The organism is Shewanella sp. NIFS-20-20 (genome assembly GCF_019209865.1).
In the GTDB taxonomy this organism is placed as follows: Bacteria; Pseudomonadota; Gammaproteobacteria; order Enterobacterales; family Shewanellaceae; genus Shewanella.
In genome coordinates this window covers 1-18,004 of the sequence record NZ_JAHUTT010000009.1, presented here as the reverse complement: position 1 = coordinate 18,004, position 18,004 = coordinate 1, and the positions used below count along the sequence as shown (strand labels likewise).

Sequence of the window (18,004 nt, the reverse complement as noted above, 5' to 3'; positions counted from 1 at the left end):
GTTAGTCGTCTCCCTTAAATCGATAATTTCTTCACACGTTTACCACCCCAGACTGCGTTCACAACAGAACGAGTACCGACAATAGAGGTAAACATGGAGGTGGCGATACCGATCATCAGGGTGACGGCAAAACCTTTAATGGCACCTGTACCCACAGCGAACAAGATCAAGGCGGTAATAAAGGTGGTAACGTTGGCGTCAGTAATGGTTGAAAATGCATTAGCATAGCCTTCATGGATCGCTTGCTGCACACTACGACCAGCACGCAACTCTTCACGAATACGTTCATAAATCAGTACGTTACCATCGACTGCCATACCTACGGTTAACACCATGCCGGCAATACCCGGTAAGGTTAATACTGCACCTGGGATCATTGACATCACGCCGACAATCATTACCAAGTTGGCACATAACGCTAAGTTAGCAATGATGCCGAAAGCACGGTAATACACCATCATGAAGATCAACACGATAGCCATACCCCAAATCATCGCCTGTAAACCAGATTCAATATTTTGCGCCCCTAAGCTTGGGCCAATGGTACGTTCTTCAACAATAGAGACCGGCGCAATCAGGGCACCTGCACGTAATAATAAGGCGAGGTTTTGTGATTCAGCATGATCAAGACCTGTGATGACGAAATTACGTCCTAAACGGGCTTGAATGGTCGCGACTGAAATCACTTCTTCAATTTTTCTCATCTTGACGCTGCCGTCAGGATTACGTTCACCAGTATCTTTATACTCGATAAACAAGGTCGCCATCGGCTTACCAATGTTATCTTTGGTCACGTTGGAGAAAATGGTGCCGCCTTTGGCATCAAGATTGATGGCCACTTGCGGACGACTGTATTCATCAAAAGTCGGTTGCGCACCAGTGATATGATCACCGGTTAACATCACTTCCTTCTTGAGTACCACAGGGCTGCCGTCACGGCGTTGATAAATTTCACTGCCAGCTGGCACGCGCCCGGCGGCCGCGGCGCTAGCGTCAACTTTATCGTCAACCATGTGGAATTCAATCGAGGCGGTCGCCCCTAAAATCTCTTTGGCACGCGCCGTATCTTGCACGCCCGGTAATTCAACAATGATACGCTCAGCGCCTTGACGCTGAACCACGGGCTCTGCAACACCTAATTCGTTGACACGATTACGAATGGTCGTGATGTTTTGCTGCAAGGCTTCTTCTTTAATTTGCTTTAAATACGCTTCACTCATCACAGCGAGCAAGCTGTAATCGCCATTATCCACGGTGTCAGTAAACACCATTTCATTGCTGCGCGATTTTAAAAATTGTTCGGCTTTATCTAAGTTTGCTTCGTCACGGAATTTAATTTCAATACCCTTTGAGGTACGGAAAATACCGGCATAGCGTATGCGTTCTTCGCGCAACTGCGAGCGAAAATCGGCAACCTTAGCTTCTTCCATCTTGCGAATAGCTTCATTCATGTCCACTTCCATTAAGAAGTGCACACCACCACGCAAATCTAGGCCGAGCTTCATGGGTGCCCCCCCCACAGACTCAAGCCATGTAGGTGTTGCTGGCGCAAGGTTTAAGGCGACTGTGTATTTGTCCCCCAATTGATTGGCAATGGCTTCTTTCGCAGCCAACTGTTGATCCGCATCGGCAACACGTACCAATAACTGGCCATTGACTAATTCAGAACGCTTAACGGCAATGCCATCCTTAGTCAATAGGTCGTTCACTTCTGATTGAACCGTCGGCGTCACTTCAACGCCACGAGTACCAACCACCTGAACCGCGTGATCTTCGCCAAACAAGTTTGGCAGCGCATAGAAAAATCCAACCGCGATGATTAAAATCACCATCACGTTTTTCCACATTGGGTATTTATTTAACACACAATCGCCCTCTTGGCTTATAACGACTGAATAGAGCCTTTAGGCAGTACAGCTGCAATATAATCTTTCTTGATAGTAATTTGCGTGCTGTCATTCAAGCCCAGCAATACCATGTCACTGTCATCGGTGATTTTGGCAATCTTGCCGACAATACCGCCACTGGTTAGCACTTCGTCACCTTTACCTAATGAAGACATCAGGTTTTTATGTTCTTTTACGCGCTTAGCTTGTGGACGATAGATCATGAAATAGAAAATCAGGCCAAAAATAACCAACATGAAAATCAATTCCATGGTGCCGCCTGTTTGGGCAGCACCAGTGGCTGCTGCATGTGCATTTGCAATAAACATAGTATTTCTCTTCTCTAATTATCGTTAATGTTAATCAACTAACTCAGGTACTTCACGCCCCTGACTGGTATAGAACTCAGTCACAAAGGCCTCTAATGTACCTGTCTCAATTGCCCCACGCAAACCTTCCATCAATCTTTGATAATACCGAAGGTTATGAATGGTATTTAGGCGAGCACCTAAAATCTCATTACAGCGATCTAGATGGTACAGATACGCTCTTGAATAGTTTTTACAGGTATAACAATCACACTGGGGATCCAAAGGTGACGTATCGTCACGATGACGAGCGTTACGGATTTTAATCACGCCTTCACTGGTAAATAAGTGACCGTTACGAGCATTTCGAGTCGGCATTACGCAGTCAAACATATCCACACCACGGCGAACACCTTCCACCAGATCTTCCGGCTTGCCGACGCCCATAAGATAACGTGGTTTGTCAGCTGGGATTTGTGGGCACACATGTTCTAAGATGCGATGCATATCGGCTTTAGGCTCACCCACCGCCAAACCACCGATGGCATAACCATCAAACCCTATGTTGACCAAGCCGTTTAAGCTTTCATCACGCAGATCTTCGTAAACACCGCCCTGAATGATGCCAAACAAAGAGTTAGGGTTCTCTAGGCGCTCAAACTCATCTTTAGAACGCTTAGCCCAACGCAGAGACATCTGCATGGATTTGCGCGCTTCATCTTCAGTGGCTGGATATGGCGTACATTCATCAAAAATCATCACCACATCAGAACCTAACGAATTCTGAATTTGCATCGACTTTTCTGGGTCTAGAAAAATCTTTTCACCATTAATTGGAGAACGAAAGTGCACCCCTTCTTCGGTGATCTTACGAATATCCCCCAAGCTGAACACTTGGAATCCGCCAGAGTCAGTCAGAATAGGACGCTGCCAGTTCATAAAATCATGCAGATCGCCATGTTTACGCATGACTTCTTCGCCAGGACGCAACCACAAGTGGAAGGTATTCCCAAGTAAGATATCCGCACCAGTCGCACGCACTTCTTCTGGTGTCATCCCTTTCACTGTGCCATAGGTGCCCACAGGCATAAATGCTGGGGTTTCAACCGTTCCACGTTCAAAAATCAAGCGACCACGACGAGCGCGACCATCAGTAGTATCTAATTCAAACTTCATAAATTACCTCGTCAGAGAAACAGTCTGACACTGGAGCTGGAAATAAATTCCATTAAGCTAGTGATATAAGGGCAAATTTTGTAACTTCAAGGGCATTAACAAAAATACCCACACTCAAATGAGCGCGGGTATTTTATCGCATTCTACGCCATTAGAGGGCTTTTTTAGTCACAAACATCGCATCGCCATAGCTGAAGAAGCGGTATTTTTCGGCAACGGCGTGCTGATAGGCGTGAATAACTTCATCAAAGCCGGCAAAGGCGCTGACCAGCATGATCAACGTCGACTCTGGTAAATGGAAGTTGGTCACCATGGCATCGACAACTTGGAATTGATAGCCTGGGTAAATGAAAATATCGGTATCACCACTAAAAGGCGCCAATTCAGCGGGGCTGGCTTTAGCGGCGCTCTCTAATGAGCGCACTGAGGTAGTGCCAACCGCAATAACGCGTTTACCAGCCGCTTTGGTGGTCTTAATTTTTTCAACCACTTCTGCCGGAACATTCGCCCATTCTGAATGCATTTTATGATCAAGAATATTATCGACTCGCACCGGCTGGAACGTGCCAGCCCCAACATGCAGGGTCACAAATGCCATATTAACGCCTTTAGCCGTTAGCGTGGCCAGCATGGCGTCATCAAAGTGCAATCCTGCCGTAGGGGCGGCTACCGCACCTGGGTTTTGGTTATAAACGGTTTGATAACGTTCTTTATCGGCATCTTCATCGGGGCGGTCGATATAAGGGGGCAATGGCATATGCCCAACCGCCTCAAGGACTTCTAAGATGGTTTTATCTGATTCAAGCCCCAACTCAAACAAGGTGTCGTGGCGGGCCAGCATCAGCATTTTTTCACCGCCATCGAGCAAAATTTCAGTGCCTGGTTTGGGTGATTTTGAGCTGCGGACATGCGCTAACACCCGCTTATCGTCCAGCATGCGCTCGACGAGAATTTCTAATTTGCCGCCAGTGGCTTTCTGGCCAAAGAGACGCGCTGGGATCACTCGGGTATTGTTAAACACCATCAAATCGCCAGGCTCAATCATCTCGAGTAAGTCGGTAAATTGCTTGTCACCTAAGGCCCCAGTGTTGCCATTTAACGTTAACAAGCGTGAAGCCGTTCGCTCCGCCATGGGATAACGAGCGATCAGTTCATCAGGTAAATCGAAAGTAAAATCTGCGACGCGCATTCAAGCCTCTATTTAACAACCAAGATAATGCCTGAGATAAGGCGGTATTTTGGCGGCTAGTCTAGGGATTGATGCGCATAAGATCAAGAATCCTTGCCCGAACCTCGTTTTAGCGGGTTAGCAACCGGGGTGATCCTTTGTTCTGGAGGGTAAACAATCTGTTCAAAGGGAATGTCAATGTTGACACGCTTTCGCTGTGGTTTGGGGTGGTGCCCCAACCATTGAGATATCAATTTCCAAATCATCCGTGACTTCATCCTTAAGTCTGTAAACGCTTAATTTGATGCGACATCCCTTTAAGATAATAAATTAGCTTAGCTAACGCGTTCATCTTTCCTCTGCATCCTTAATCATGATAACGTGAAACAAAGCAGCATACAAAGAACAAATTATGAACTTCCTCGCTCACCTTCACTTAGCGGATGTCAGTAAAACTTCATTAGCAGCTAATTTAGCTGGAGACTTTGCTAAAGGTAACATTAGTGACCACCCACAGCATTTACAACAAGGTATTTGGCTGCATAGACAAATGGATAAAATTACCGATGAACATGAAATTATTCATGAAGTCTTAACTAAATTTCCTAAAACACACCGCCGGATAGCCCCCATTTTAGTGGATTTGAGCTTTGATCATTTCTTAGCACGCTATTGGGATGAGTATCATTCGCAACCTCTAGCAACTTTTTGTCAATACGCTTACCAGCAATTAGCTCTCGCCGAGCAACTGCCAGAAAAGCTGCAGCAAATCATTGAACCTATGCACAACCAAGATTGGCTATCAGCCTACCAACATCGCGCGGGACTCAATGCCGCCATTGAAGGGGTAGCGCGCCGTTTTTCACAGCCGTCTATGTTTGTTGGCGCGCAAACCATTGTGGAAACCATGGACGTCGATTTAGAAATAGCGTTTAGAACCTTTTACCCTCAGTTAATGGCTTACAGCAAATTGCTGACACGTAAAACCCCGGCACAATACTTGGTCAAGCATAATGCCGACTAAGCCGTTAACCCCTTGGCGCAAACGTCTCATCGAATGGTCAATGCTGGTGCTAATGCTATCTCTGGCCACTGCCTATATGCAGCGACATATGGTGTCTGGGGTCGCGCCTAAGCTCAACGGCATAAGCACCGCCGAACACCCCTTATCCATTGCAGATCATCCAGGTCCACTGTTGGTGTATTTTTGGGGTACTTGGTGCTCAATGTGCCGCTATACATCACCGGCAGTGGACGATATCGCGAGCGAATATCCGGTCATAAGTGTGGCAGTGGCGTCAGGCAGCCATCAGGAGATTAATGATTTTATGCAACTGAATCATTATCAGTTTCCGGTGATCTCAGATGATACTGGCGCCTTATCCAACGCTTGGGGTGCCAAGGCCTTTCCCGCCATTTATATAATTCACGATGGCGAGATTGTTTGGATCACCTCTGGAGTTACCAGCCAATGGGGGTTGCAGCTTAGGTTATGGCTTAGCCAATGGCTGTGATGCGTTAGTGGACTGACAATGGTATGATGCTGCCAGCATTACATCGGCCAATACTTACATCATGCAAATTTTCGAATATACCCCGCCTGCCATTCCTTGGTTAGATCTGCGTTATGTCGATCAAGACATTATTGTGATCAACAAGCCGTCGGGACTCTTATCTAATCCTGGCCGCGCCGCTCATACCCATGATTGTGCCTTAACTCGGCTACAACATTTATACCCTGAAGCAATCCTTTTACATCGATTAGATTGTGATACGTCAGGCTTGATGGTGTTTGCTCGCGATAAAGCCTGTGAATCTCATATTAAAACCCAGTTTCAAGATCGTAAAACTCGCAAGATTTATGTGGCAGAAGTGATGGGGCACTTATCCGAGCCCGCCGGCCAAATCAACTTATCAATGACAGCCGATAAGGCCAATCCCCCCTGGCAAGTGATCGCAGCCGATGGCAAAGTCGCCATCACTGATTGGCAAGTATTAGCCGAGCGTTCACAGACGAGTTTGGTGCAACTCACCCCCCATACGGGGCGAACTCATCAATTGAGATTACATATGCAAGCTATCGGACATACGATTTTGGGAGACAACTTTTATGGTGATACCCAATGCAGACAAGCCAGTCCCCGCTTACGCTTACATGCTTGGCAGCTTGGATTTACCCATCCTAAGACCAATGAATGGCTAATGTTCACTAGTCCTCAACCATTTTAATCGTCGCGCTTGAGGGTGACACAAGAGCGCTTAGGCGCTCTTACTATTCATGGGCACTAAAATGACACAACCTTGGGCGTCACACAGTTTCAAATCGCCATAATCTGTCATTAGGAAATATTCACCAAAAAAGTTAGCTTCGAACTCTTCAAGACGAATATCGAAATTCTCGGGGGTGGCTTTCATTTTATCTAAACTGTGGCAGCCATCATCAGACCAAGTCTCAACAAACCATTCGTCGCCGCGACGATAAATAGTAATTTTATCACCTGCGTCAGGACGCGGATCAAACCATTGACCCACTAATTCTCTCTCTTCCATCCCTTGCCCCTGTTTTGTTAACGCTGCACGTTTATTAACCGCGACACTGTCATCTAATTGCCATGTGGCACCGATTGAGGTTAACCATTGCCATGGTGATATTTTTAGCATAGATGACATAAGCGAGCGATTCCTGAACAGTATTCATATACCGCAAAGTGTATCTATATTAACCACAAAAAACATGACGAGCATCATGATTTGATTAATCTGCCAGCGGTTTGTCTAATTTACATCCACCCTAAGGCTCGATAAGGTAATGCAACACACAATAACGATAATAATAGAAACTCATTAGGAGTTGTTTATGGATAAACGTCGCCGTCAATTGCTTACGCTAAGCACCTTTGCCACTTTGGGAGCCGCTAGTGTCAGTCTTGGATGCTCCAGTATGATTTCCAACAGCCAAACCAAATCCGTCATGGGACTGAAGACACCGGCATTAGATACCGTCCGGATAGGCTTTATCGGTGTTGGTCAACGTGGCAGTGGTCACGTTAAGCATTGCTGTCATATCGAAGGGGTGGAAATTGTTGCGATATGCGATACCCACTTACCCAGCCTCAAAAAAGCCATTGATTCGGTCGTAAGCGCAGGACTCAACGCCCCGCAAGCCTACAGTGGCGCAGAGGATGCTTATCTTGAAATGTTATCCCGACATGATATTGATATTGTGATTATCTCAACCCCCTGGCGCTGGCACGCCCCCATGGCGATTGCCACCATGGAGCATGGCAAGCACGCGTTTGTGGAAGTCCCGCTGGCATTAACCGTGGCTGAATGTTGGCAAATCGTCGATACGGCTGAACGCACCCAGAAACACTGCATGATGATGGAAAACGTCAATTATGGCCGTGATGAGTTAATGGTGTTGAATATGGTGCGCCAAGGTTTGTTTGGCGAACTACTCCATGGGGAAGCGGCATATATTCATGAGCTCAGATGGCAAATGAAAGAGCTGACCGAGTCGACAGGTTCATGGCGAACGCCTTGGCATAGCAAGCGTAATGGCAATTTGTACCCAACCCATGGACTCGGCCCCGTTTCCCAATATATGAACATTAATCGTGGTGACCGCTTTGACTACTTAACCTCCATGAGTTCTCCCGCCTTAGGTCGTCAAATGTATGCCGCTCGCGAATTTCCCAAGGAGCATATGAGGAATCAAGCCCGCTATATTAACGGCGATATCAATACGAGTCTGATCAAAACCATCAAGGGCAAAACCATCATGGTACAACACGATACCACGACACCACGCCCCTACTCTCGCCATAATCTCATTCAAGGCACCAATGGCGTATTTGCCGGGTTTCCGAATCGGATTGCCTTAGAACAAGGTGGTCGGGAGAGTTTTCATCAATGGGATTATGACATGCAGCCCTGGTATGACAAATTTGATCACCCCCTATGGCAACATATGGGCAGTGAGGCTGAACGTAATGGCGGTCATGGCGGCATGGATTTCTTAATGCTGTGGCGCATGGTCTATTGTCTACGTCACGGCGAGCCACTGGACCAAGATGTCTATGATGGCGCCAGTTGGTCGGTGATAAGCCCACTTTCAAGCCTATCACTTGAGCATCGCAGTCAGTCGGTCGATATCCCCGACTTTACGCGCGGCGCTTGGGCTAAAGCCGAGCCCCTTGGCATTGTCAAACCAAGCTAATTAACTCGGTGTTGACACTAATTCCAGCGCTTGGATTAATAATTGAAACTCACCGGCCTCAAACTCAGGTTGACGGCCGGCGATCACTAAGCCAAAGCCGCCAAGTCGCTTAGGGTCCATCACATCATCGACTGGTTGACCGCGACGTCGAGCCACAAACTTATCGAGTGGTAAATACAGTGATCGCCACTGAGAGCTAGCGAAAAATACTTGTTGAAAAACCACGCCGCGGTCACCTGGATGAGCGATTAGGTTCAACTTATACTGTTTGTTATCCCCTTTGACCAACAGTTGCAACCCGCAGTAATCGCTGATATCAAGATCGGCAAACAGGGTTCTAATGGATGCAAAGCCCCCGTGATTAGCTAAAGATACCCGCCCACTAAAACTGGCAGGTAGCGTATCATCATGCCAAAGACTGGATGATAATCCGCCCATCACGGCATCATTAATACTGAATGCATCGTAGCGTCGACTATATTGCAGTAAATCCATAAACCCCTCTTTTTTGAAAGTAAAAAAAACGGTGGTCATGCCACCGTTTGTTTACTCTCACGCCGATTAAGCCATCGATTGATTATCACGCTCAAGGGCTTCGCAAGCCGCGGCGGTAAACACCACGTCGGTTGAGCTATTCAATGCGGTTTCCGCGGCATCTTGGATCACACCAATAATAAAGCCAACCGCCACCACTTGCATGGCCACATCATTGTTAATTCCAAATAGGCTACATGCCAATGGGATCAATAATAGCGAACCACCGGCTACCCCTGAGGCGCCGCACGCTGAGACAGAGGCGACTACGCTGAGTAACAAGGCGGTAAAGATATCCACTTGAATACCTAAGGTGTGTACCGCCGCCAGGGTCAATACTGTAATAGTGATGGCCGCACCACCCATGTTAATCGTCGCCCCTAATGGGATCGACACCGAATAGGTATCTTCATGTAACTTCAGCTTTTCACACAAAGCCATGTTCACAGGGATATTAGCGGCACTTGAACGAGTGAAGAAAGCCGTAATACCACTCTCGCGTAAACACTGGAACACTAACGGATAAGGGTTTCTGCGTATTTTCACGTACACAATCAGCGGATTAACAATTAAAGCAATAATGGCCATCGCCCCGAGTAATACCGCTAATAACTGCGCATATCCGGCCAATGCGGCAAATCCAGTTTTCGCAAAGGTAGCCGCGACTAGGCCGAAGATACCAAAAGGAGCTAAACGAATAATGAAGCGCACCATTTGAGAAATACTGTGGCTCATGTCGGCGAAGACTTGTTTAGTCGACTGTGAGGCATGATGTAAGGCAAAGCCTAAACCCACACCCCAAGTAAGAATACCAATATAGTTACCGGTTAATAATGCATTGACTGGATTATCTACCAACTTAAATAATAAGGTATGCATCACTTCGCCAATACCTTGCGGCGGTGACGTACCGGTGACACCAGACACCAGCACTAACTCGGTCGGAAAAAGAAAGCTCAAGGCTACCGCAGTGATCGAGGCGGCAAAAGTACCAAACAAATATAACATCACAATCGGCCGCATCGCGGTCTTGCTATTTTGTTTATGATTAGCAATCGATGCTGCCACCAAAATAAAGACTAAAATCGGTGCAATCGCTTTTAAAGCACCAACAAACAAGCTACCTAAGATTTCAGCTTGCGCTGCGCCTTCTGGAGAAAAGGTCGCTAACGCAACGCCAGCAACAATCCCCAGTAAAATTTGCAATACCAGACTGCCGTTGGCAAATCGGTAAAAAAGTGAAGAACTTTGACTCATGACCCAACCTATCTTGTTATCGTTATGTTATTGCAGTCGAAACAATAAATTATCGTAAAATGCGTAACACTGCGCGACGTTTAAAACGTATCTAGTTTTTTAACCAATGTCATCACCATTGTCTAGCCATGTTCGACATTAACTCGCCACAAACGGCGCATATTCAGAGAATCATGCGCCTTTTTGTGAAGCGCCTCTTAACATGGCAGCCACTAATTCGGTGGCATCAAATTTTGTTAATGCCTCATTCGCCCCCACTTGGTGGGCTTGAGTCACACAAATCTCGCTCGATAATGACGTATGTAAAATAATATAAGTATGTTTTAAGTGGGCGTTATCACGAACGGCAAAGGCCAATTCATAGCCATCAAGTCCGGGCATTTCGATATCACTCACCAAGACATCGAACGCTTGTTGATGAGCGGCGGCGGCCTTCATCATGGTTAACGCCTGCTGACCATTGGCGGTGACCTCGTAAGGAATATGCAAATCATCTAACGCATCGGCCAATTGTTTACGGGCCACCATAGAATCATCGACTAATAAAATATTAATTCCTTTTAGCTGCTCTCTTTGCAGCTCATTGACACTCACTCGCCCAATTTTGGGTGGAAATATCTGATTCAGTACCCGCTCAATATCCAGCAATTGCACTAACTGTTCTTGATAATAGGTCACCCCTGTTAAATAAGCATTGCTGCGTAAAGAGGTGGGCGGCGGAAGGATTTTCTTCCAGTCGCATTCGATAATACGCTCGATATGACGCACCATAAAACCCGTTAGAGAGCGTTGGCAGTCGGTAATGATAATATAACAAGTAGAATATTCATCGGGATGTAGCGGTCGATACCCCACCGCCTTCGCCATATCGATAATCGGAATAGTCACGCCTCGAATAGTGGCCGTACCTAAGATACATGCATGAGCGTGCGGTATGGTATTGAAGGAACTAAACGGCACTAATTCACGAACTTTTAAGGTGCCCAATGCAAAGCTTTGTTGTTGATTGAGACGAAATAGCAAGAGTCCCTGTGATTCATTGGCCTTTAGATTCATATAATTACCCACGTATTATTATTTTTATTGCCACTCTTAGTCTCAGACTTGTCTACCGAGGCTATTGATAGCTTCAGCGCTAACCGACGTTAGTAATTGTTTCTCTAGCGCTGGCAATGGATGTGTTACATAGCTCAAAGGGTGCCGACAAGGAGCACCCTTTGATAACACCGCGGAAGAACCACCAAAGTCACGCGTTACTGCAATTGATAAATCACATCAAAGGTAAATTGATCCCAGCCTTCACTGCTAAAAGCAATGTCGCGCACCGCCCGCACTTGACTGATGGCATGGACTGGCGCCGCACCTTGCTGTATCAGATATTGAGCCATGACCAAACAGGTACGGTCTCGCCCTGAACGGCAATGGATCAGCACAGGTAAACCATCGGCCTGAGCTTGAGAGATAAATGCCATGATCGCAGGTAATTGCGCCACTGCGCTCTCAAGATCTTGAGGGGTAGGAGGAATAGAGTCGGGTAAACCAATACATTGATAACGAATACCAGCGGCTGCAATGAGCGCTTGATCACAAGCGTCTCCATTGTTGACTGAAATGATGGCGCCAATCCCGGCGGTTTTCAATTCACTGATATTCCATGGGTTGAGATTTGGGCCACTGCGTCCGGCAATCTGACCTTCCACTAACCAAAACATATGTTGCATAAATCACTCTGCTCAGAGAAGGAAGGCCAACACTATGCCAGTATTGGCTGAAATCCGTTAGGATCTAGGGCTCACTTTTGAGTTATTGTGGCGTTTTTTTGGCTTACGACTTTTGGGTGTTGGCAACGCCTGCAGCGCTTGCTGCTGGTATTGCTCCAATGTTTTTGGTGTAAATCCTTTCAGCTGCAAGCGCTCCACCTCCAACTTATTCTTTTTAGCAATAACACCAAAGTGATGATATTCCTCATGACAAATTAGGCTAATTGCCAAACCTGCCTCGCCTGCTCGGCCAGTTCGTCCTATACGATGAACATAATCGGCGGGACTTCTGGGTAATTCAAAGTTGATCACTGCCGGTAAATGCTGAATATCAAGACCACGGGCCGCAATGTCCGTGGCAATCAGGACTGGGATCTTGCCTGCCATAAAGTCATCCAACGCTTGATGACGTTTGCCCTGAGATTTATCTCCATGAAAAACAATACAATCTATGCCAGCTTTAATGAGCTTTTGCGCTAAGCGATCACAACTGAGCTTGGCATTCACAAATACCAGTACCGAGGGCAATGATAAGCTTTTTAATAGATGAGTCAGCAATGCCGACTTTTGCTCGCGGTTAACTTCATACACCCGTTGTTCAATCTTGGGAATTGAAGAGGCAGTGTCTACTTTTAGGTGCTGAGGCGCTTTAAGCCAAGCCTCGGCCAATTGGGCAATATCAGCATCAAAGGTGGCGGAAAACAAACTGGTTTGCCTGTCTTTTGGCAGTAATCTCAACACTGCGGTTAGCTCGTCAGTGAAACCTAAATTCAGTAAACGGTCGGCTTCATCCAATACCAAGTATTTCACTTGAGCCAGCTTTAATGCACCACTGGCATGTAACTCTAATAAACGTCCTGGCGTCGCCACTAGTATATCTGCCCCGGCACGTAGACTTAACATTTGCGGATTAATAGACACCCCGCCATGGGCCAGTCGTACCCGCAGAGGCTGTTGCTGACGATTGGCAAATTGAATACATTGATCACTTAGCTGCCGCGCTAACTCTCGAGTAGGCGCTAAAATTAAGGCACGAATATGATTGCCTTTGACGCCGAGAGTGTTGTGTTTAAGTAACTGTAATATGGGCAACACAAATGCAGCTGTCTTACCACTGCCAGTGGCTGCTTGAGCAATTACATCTCGCCCAGATAACATCAGCGGAATGACGCTTGATTGAATGGGGGTAGGTTCAATAAATTCTGGCGCTAAACCAGCTACAAATTCAGGCGCTAAGCCTAATGACGCAAAACCGCTCAAGAGAAAATCCACTGCAATAAAAGACCTGCTATCATACCTTGGAAGCCGCTTGACGGCCAGCCTTCAAGACGGTTCAGCCAGCACGATAGCTGGCGGGAATGGGGTAGCACCGCCAAGTGCGCTATCTATGGCGTCTCACCTGGAGGGGTTCGACGTTTCTAAATTGAGCAAATACTGTTTAACTTCAAGGCCATGAGCATAACCTGTCAGTTTGCCATTACTGCCAACCACGCGGTGACATGGAATAATGATACCGATCCGATTAGCTCCGTTTGCCGTACCGACGGCTCGATACGCATTAGGGCGGCCCAGGGTTGCCGCTAATTCCCCATAACTACAACGTTCACCATAAGGAATGGCACACAACTGCCGCCACACTTGCTGCTGGAATGGTGTGCCATTGATATCTAATGCCACTGAAAAACGCATTAGATCCCCTCGAAAATAAGCGGCCAACTCCTTGGTGGCTAACGCTAAATGCTGTGCTATTTGCAGCGGGATTGTGGTCAATTCACCCGGCGTTATCCGTTGCGGGGTTAATCGACAAATCCCACGTTCATTGGCAGCCAGCCACCACATCCCAAAAGGTGTTTCAACTTGGCAAATGCCGTAACAGTTATGCGACATTGAAGTATTCAATTACTTTGACTCCTGATTGTTTAATGCCCAAAGTTGGTGGGTTAAATAACTGCCCCATGGCCGACAATGCTGCTGCCAGTGTCGACCAACCTCCTCCAGCGTCTTCTCTGGGGTAACATATTTACTGAGTTGTTTCTTTACTACCGCATCCCCAAGCAACAAGCGATCTGTCGAGCCAAGGCCCCGCATACGAACATAGTCACATGTCCAAGGCCCAATTCCTTTGATCCCTAACCAATCTGATTCTTGGGGGTTGATAACGTCACACCATAACTGGGCAATGTTTAGCAATGTGTGCTGTCTGGATCGTGGAATGGGAAGAAACGACAGATCTGAGTGAGCTATCACCTCAGGCCGCGGAAAAAAATAGTAGGTGTTATGTTGAAATGACCAAGTTTCACCGAGACGATGTACAAGCATATGGGTTAACTTAATCCCAAATGACAGTGTGACTTGTTGGCCGAGAATAGCTCGGCATATGGCTTCAAATGGCGAAGTGGTTGTCACCAATCTTAAGCCGCTGAGGCCTGTGTCAGGTAACACTTGACTAATATGCTGGTCGATTAATTCACTGTCTGCATCAGTATCTAACATTTGCCGTACCAAGCGATTTAACCCTAACACATCGACTTGTTTGCTCAATGGATGCGGCCAAAAACGAATTGTAAAACGACAATGCTCACCTTGATGATTTATCTCTAGTAAGCCTTTAATATTTTCAAGCTCAAGCGTCGTTAAGTACTGATGCGGACGCTGACTACTCGCCATGCCATCAATGCATCGTTTCACTAAAAATTGATGGACGTATCGCCAGTTATAAGGCGGGCGATAACTAATCACAAACTGGATGGTATTATCTGATGACTTGCCCCGCCGCATATGGCTTGGCGCGACGCCTAACTTAAGCCGACAAGCGCTATTAAAACTGCGCAGCGAGTTAAAACCGCAATAGCCGGCGATATCTTCAATCGGCAAATGACTACTTTGCAATAATTGTTTGGCCATCAGTAATTGCTGATGAAGCCGATATTGCTTCAACGGCAGCCCCATATGCTGTTGGCACAATTGACGTAAATAACGACTGCTGATGGCTAATCGGCTAGCAATCTCAGTGATAGAATAAAATAGACCCGTTTGAGGAGAAATCTGCAGGCTTAGATCAATTGCTTGCTTTAGCAGACCGCTGCTCCCCACCCACGCCTGAGAACCTGGAGATGCATCTGGGCGACAGCGTAAACATGGCCTAAATCCAGCCCTTGAAGCGGCTGCGCCATGGCTAAAATAATAGACATTCGCTTCTTGAGCAGGTTTTGCAGGACAGATAGAACGGCAATAAATCCCCGTGGTAACAACAGCCACAAAAAAGAGGCCATCAAAGCGGCGATCTCTGCTTAATCTTGCATGGTGAAATACACCATCGATATCAATCAGTTGACCATTGCTATGCATCGTAGGTTTATTGCTGTGGGGCTCGACCGTTTTACTGTTAGAACAACTCATGTGCATCTCTACTCTTAATTTCTTAAGTTAGCTTACCTGCAAAACATACGCAAACTCGCAACAAACGGCAGTGACCATGATAACTTTTTCGTTACCATCGCCACGACTGAGCAGGTTATGATAAGGTCATTACATGCCTGATGATGACGCAGTCTCACAGCCCACATGCCCACGCCAAGGAAAGCTATGTTCAAATTATTTGAGTCTTGGACAGATCCCTTACCCGAAAAAGAAGTGACGGCACCACCGAGTACCTTAGTCAAATTTTGTCTTTTTTATACTCAAGGCTTCGAGAAGCCATTACTGATCATGTCAATGCTTACTGCGGTCATGGCAATGCTCGAAGTCAGTTTGTTTGGATTTATGGGGCAACTGGTTGACTGGCTCGCGACCAAAGATCCGCAAACATTACTTGCGCAAGAAGGCCGGCAGTTAATGTTTATGAGCCTAATCGTACTGGTTGCATTACCTCTACTTACCCTACTCCATTCTCTCATCGTGCACCAAACCTTATTAGGCAATTACCCGATGTCAATTCGGTTACTTGCACACAAATATTTATTGCGTCAATCACTGGCCTTCTACCAACAAGATTTTGCCGGGCGAGTAGCGACTAAAGTCATGCAGACATCACTCGCAGTGCGAGAAACCGTGATGAAATTACTCGATGTTTTAGTCTATATCTCGGTGTATTTCATCTCCATGCTAGTGATGATTGCAAGCAGTGACTGGCGAATGGTGATCCCTATGCTGTGTTGGCTTGGAGTATATACATTGATCCAATGGATATTCATTCCAAAACTTAAGAGAGTGTCTGAGGATCAAGCGGAAGCGCGATCATCAATGACTGGGCGCATTGTTGATAGTTATACCAATATTTCAACCATTAAACTTTTTGCCCATAGTGAACAAGAAGATACCTATGCCAAGCAAGGAATGTGGCAATTTTTAACCACCGTACATCGCCAAATGCGTTTGGTCACTTGGCTAAACGTTAGCGTACAGGTCAGTAATTATCTTTTGGCATTTGCTGTTGCCGCCTTAGCTATTGGGCTTTGGATAGATAATGCCATCAGTATTGGAGCCATTGCGGTAGCCATTAGTTTGGCGCTTAGACTCAATGGTATGTCGATGTGGATAATGTGGGAACTTAGTAGCTTATTCGAAAACATCGGTACGGTCAGTGACGGCATGGCCACGTTAAGTCAACCTATCACGATTGTCGATGCACCGGATGCCAAAGACATCGTCATCACTCACGGAGCGATTGATTTTAAAGGGGTCTATTTTAGCTACCAGTCTGCAATGTTATTTAATAATTTGGATCTTTCGATCCGGGCCGGCGAAAAGGTAGGCATTGTTGGTCGCAGCGGCGCAGGCAAATCAACATTAGTGAATCTTTTACTTAGATTTTACGATATTCAGCAAGGGGTCATCACTATTGATAATCAAGCCATTGACCAAGTGAAACAAGATTCACTGCGTTCATCCATTGGCATGATTACGCAAGATACTTCTCTTTTGCATCGAAGTGTTCGTGACAATATTTTATACGGCAAACCTGATGCCAGCGACGCCGAATTGCGTCAAGCCATGATAATGGCACAGGTTGATGGTTTTATTAGTGAATTGTCAGACCCTCAAGGCAATATCGGGCTGGATGCCATGGTGGGCGAACGTGGTGTAAAATTATCCGGTGGTCAACGTCAGCGAATTGCCATTGCGCGTGTTCTGCTTAAAAATGCCCCCATCTTGGTGATGGATGAAGCTACGTCGGCACTGGACTCGGAAGCAGAAGTCGCCATTCAAGAAAGTTTAACTCAGTTAGTGCAAAATAAAACGGTCATCGCCATAGCTCATCGATTATCCACCATTGCCGCAATGGATAGATTAATCGTTATCGATAATGGCACCATTATCGAGCAAGGAAGCCATCAGCAATTATTGGCTTCCAATGGTGTTTATGCGCAACTATGGGCTCATCAAACAGGCGGATTTCTTGGTACTGAATAACCATGATTAAATTTTATGTACAAAAAAACCACCTTGCGGTGGTTTAATTTGGTATCCCCTAGGGGATTCGAACCCCTGTTACCGCCGTGAAAGGGCGGTGTCCTAGGCCTCTAGACGAAGGGGACCCTGGACTTAAGCGTTTAGACTCTACTTAAAAGAGTACAGGTTTTTAAAACACTGCAAAAATTGGTATCCCCTAGGGGATTCGAACCCCTGTTACCGCCGTGAAAGGGCGGTGTCCTAGGCCTCTAGACGAAGGGGACCCTGGACTTAAGTGTTTTAAC

At 46.5% G+C, this 18,004-nt stretch carries 17 protein-coding genes and 2 tRNA genes; 5 read left to right on the top strand and 14 right to left on the bottom strand.

The genetic code is table 11. From position 1 onward, the window contains the following. Window positions 1–14 precede the first annotated feature (14 nt). From secD to queA, 4 genes are all read right to left on the bottom strand, one after another. Complete coding sequence (gene secD, locus KU855_RS04780; protein WP_218529164.1) at window positions 15–1,865, bottom strand: protein translocase subunit SecD; 1,851 nt, start codon at window positions 1,863–1,865, stop codon at window positions 15–17. A gap of 17 nt (window positions 1,866–1,882) precedes the next feature. Beyond that, the gene (gene yajC / locus KU855_RS04775; RefSeq protein ID WP_218529163.1) at window positions 1,883–2,215 is read right to left on the bottom strand and encodes a preprotein translocase subunit YajC; all 333 of its coding nucleotides are present in this window, start codon (window positions 2,213–2,215) and stop codon (window positions 1,883–1,885) included. A 30-nt stretch (window positions 2,216–2,245) separates the two neighbouring features. Next, a complete protein-coding gene (gene tgt / locus KU855_RS04770) occupies window positions 2,246–3,370 on the bottom strand; it encodes a tRNA guanosine(34) transglycosylase Tgt (RefSeq protein WP_218529162.1) in 1,125 nt (374 codons plus the stop codon). A 151-nt stretch (window positions 3,371–3,521) separates the two neighbouring features. Then, window positions 3,522–4,559 carry a tRNA preQ1(34) S-adenosylmethionine ribosyltransferase-isomerase QueA gene (gene queA, locus KU855_RS04765; RefSeq protein WP_218529161.1) on the bottom strand — a complete coding sequence of 346 codons (1,038 nt, stop codon included), beginning with the start codon at window positions 4,557–4,559 and terminating at the stop codon, window positions 3,522–3,524. A 391-nt stretch (window positions 4,560–4,950) separates the two neighbouring features. On the opposite strand from queA, the gene KU855_RS04760 reads away from it, so the two are divergent. The 3 genes from KU855_RS04760 (at window position 4,951) to KU855_RS04750 (ending at window position 6,767) form a co-directional block, all read left to right on the top strand. Continuing rightward, window positions 4,951–5,562 (top strand): ACP phosphodiesterase, encoded by a 612-nt coding sequence (locus KU855_RS04760; protein WP_218529160.1) that lies wholly within the window; start codon window positions 4,951–4,953, stop codon window positions 5,560–5,562. After that, window positions 5,552–6,052, top strand: a complete 501-nt coding sequence (locus KU855_RS04755) for a protein disulfide oxidoreductase (protein WP_218529159.1) — start codon at window positions 5,552–5,554, stop codon at window positions 6,050–6,052. Before KU855_RS04760 ends, KU855_RS04755 begins: the two co-directional genes overlap by 11 nt. A 61-nt stretch (window positions 6,053–6,113) precedes the next feature. Beyond that, window positions 6,114–6,767, top strand: a complete 654-nt coding sequence (locus KU855_RS04750) for an RluA family pseudouridine synthase (protein WP_218529158.1) — start codon at window positions 6,114–6,116, stop codon at window positions 6,765–6,767. 30 nt (window positions 6,768–6,797) lie between these two features. On the opposite strand, the gene KU855_RS04745 is transcribed toward KU855_RS04750, so the two are convergent. Then, the gene (locus KU855_RS04745) at window positions 6,798–7,208 is read right to left on the bottom strand and encodes a hypothetical protein (RefSeq protein ID WP_218529157.1); all 411 of its coding nucleotides are present in this window, start codon (window positions 7,206–7,208) and stop codon (window positions 6,798–6,800) included. Between the two features lie 187 nt (window positions 7,209–7,395). Here KU855_RS04745 and KU855_RS04740 point away from each other — a divergent pair, with 187 nt between their 5' ends. After that, window positions 7,396–8,757, top strand: coding sequence for a Gfo/Idh/MocA family oxidoreductase (locus tag KU855_RS04740; protein ID WP_218529156.1), 1,362 nt, complete (start codon window positions 7,396–7,398; stop codon window positions 8,755–8,757). Here the strand turns inward: KU855_RS04740 and KU855_RS04735 are convergent, their stop codons facing one another. From KU855_RS04735 to KU855_RS04705, 7 genes are all read right to left on the bottom strand, one after another. Further along, window positions 8,758–9,252 (bottom strand): CIA30 family protein, encoded by a 495-nt coding sequence (locus KU855_RS04735; RefSeq protein ID WP_218529155.1) that lies wholly within the window; start codon window positions 9,250–9,252, stop codon window positions 8,758–8,760. A gap of 66 nt (window positions 9,253–9,318) precedes the next feature. Beyond that, a complete protein-coding gene (sstT, locus tag KU855_RS04730; protein WP_218529154.1) occupies window positions 9,319–10,548 on the bottom strand; it encodes a serine/threonine transporter SstT in 1,230 nt (409 codons plus the stop codon). 171 nt (window positions 10,549–10,719) lie between these two features. Further along, on the bottom strand, window positions 10,720–11,604 hold the full coding sequence (locus tag KU855_RS04725; RefSeq protein ID WP_218529153.1) for a chemotaxis protein: 885 nt from the start codon (window positions 11,602–11,604) through the stop codon (window positions 10,720–10,722). A gap of 197 nt (window positions 11,605–11,801) precedes the next feature. Continuing rightward, the gene (locus tag KU855_RS04720) at window positions 11,802–12,269 is read right to left on the bottom strand and encodes a dual specificity protein phosphatase family protein (RefSeq protein ID WP_218529152.1); all 468 of its coding nucleotides are present in this window, start codon (window positions 12,267–12,269) and stop codon (window positions 11,802–11,804) included. A gap of 57 nt (window positions 12,270–12,326) precedes the next feature. Then, window positions 12,327–13,568, bottom strand: coding sequence for a DEAD/DEAH box helicase (locus KU855_RS04715; protein ID WP_256260879.1), 1,242 nt, complete (start codon window positions 13,566–13,568; stop codon window positions 12,327–12,329). Between the two features lie 135 nt (window positions 13,569–13,703). Further along, on the bottom strand, window positions 13,704–14,195 hold the full coding sequence (locus KU855_RS04710) for a methylated-DNA--[protein]-cysteine S-methyltransferase (protein WP_218529151.1): 492 nt from the start codon (window positions 14,193–14,195) through the stop codon (window positions 13,704–13,706). Between the two features lie 12 nt (window positions 14,196–14,207). After that, window positions 14,208–15,707, bottom strand: coding sequence for a DNA-3-methyladenine glycosylase 2 family protein (locus KU855_RS04705; RefSeq protein ID WP_218529150.1), 1,500 nt, complete (start codon window positions 15,705–15,707; stop codon window positions 14,208–14,210). 186 nt (window positions 15,708–15,893) lie between these two features. On the opposite strand from KU855_RS04705, the gene KU855_RS04700 reads away from it, so the two are divergent. Continuing rightward, window positions 15,894–17,720: an ABC transporter ATP-binding protein gene (locus tag KU855_RS04700; RefSeq protein ID WP_218529149.1), complete on the top strand. Its 1,827-nt coding sequence runs from the start codon at window positions 15,894–15,896 to the stop codon at window positions 17,718–17,720. A 49-nt stretch (window positions 17,721–17,769) separates the two neighbouring features. On the opposite strand, the gene KU855_RS04695 is transcribed toward KU855_RS04700, so the two are convergent. Together KU855_RS04695 and KU855_RS04690 are read right to left on the bottom strand one after the other, a co-directional pair. Then, window positions 17,770–17,845: transfer RNA gene (locus KU855_RS04695), tRNA-Glu, on the bottom strand. 62 nt (window positions 17,846–17,907) lie between these two features. Further along, window positions 17,908–17,983, bottom strand: a tRNA-Glu gene (locus tag KU855_RS04690). Window positions 17,984–18,004: the final 21 nt, after the last annotated feature.

Bases quoted from the DNA above. Each gene is read 5' to 3' on its own strand.
- KU855_RS04750 (WP_218529158.1), top strand. From the start codon at position 6,114: ATGCAAATTTTCGAATATACCCCGCCTGCCATTCCTTGGTTAGATCTG.
- KU855_RS04720 (WP_218529152.1), bottom strand. From the start codon at position 12,269: ATGCAACATATGTTTTGGTTAGTGGAAGGTCAGATTGCCGGACGCAGT.
- KU855_RS04745 (WP_218529157.1), bottom strand. From the start codon at position 7,208: ATGTCATCTATGCTAAAAATATCACCATGGCAATGGTTAACCTCAATC.
- queA (WP_218529161.1), bottom strand. From the start codon at position 4,559: ATGCGCGTCGCAGATTTTACTTTCGATTTACCTGATGAACTGATCGCT.
- KU855_RS04705 (WP_218529150.1), bottom strand. From the start codon at position 15,707: ATGAGTTGTTCTAACAGTAAAACGGTCGAGCCCCACAGCAATAAACCT.
- KU855_RS04740 (WP_218529156.1), top strand. From the start codon at position 7,396: ATGGATAAACGTCGCCGTCAATTGCTTACGCTAAGCACCTTTGCCACT.
- tgt (WP_218529162.1), bottom strand. From the start codon at position 3,370: ATGAAGTTTGAATTAGATACTACTGATGGTCGCGCTCGTCGTGGTCGC.
- yajC (WP_218529163.1), bottom strand. From the start codon at position 2,215: ATGTTTATTGCAAATGCACATGCAGCAGCCACTGGTGCTGCCCAAACA.
- sstT (WP_218529154.1), bottom strand. From the start codon at position 10,548: ATGAGTCAAAGTTCTTCACTTTTTTACCGATTTGCCAACGGCAGTCTG.
- KU855_RS04710 (WP_218529151.1), bottom strand. From the start codon at position 14,195: ATGTCGCATAACTGTTACGGCATTTGCCAAGTTGAAACACCTTTTGGG.
- KU855_RS04760 (WP_218529160.1), top strand. From the start codon at position 4,951: ATGAACTTCCTCGCTCACCTTCACTTAGCGGATGTCAGTAAAACTTCA.
- KU855_RS04755 (WP_218529159.1), top strand. From the start codon at position 5,552: ATGCCGACTAAGCCGTTAACCCCTTGGCGCAAACGTCTCATCGAATGG.
- KU855_RS04735 (WP_218529155.1), bottom strand. From the start codon at position 9,252: ATGGATTTACTGCAATATAGTCGACGCTACGATGCATTCAGTATTAAT.
- KU855_RS04700 (WP_218529149.1), top strand. From the start codon at position 15,894: ATGTTCAAATTATTTGAGTCTTGGACAGATCCCTTACCCGAAAAAGAA.
- KU855_RS04725 (WP_218529153.1), bottom strand. From the start codon at position 11,604: ATGAATCTAAAGGCCAATGAATCACAGGGACTCTTGCTATTTCGTCTC.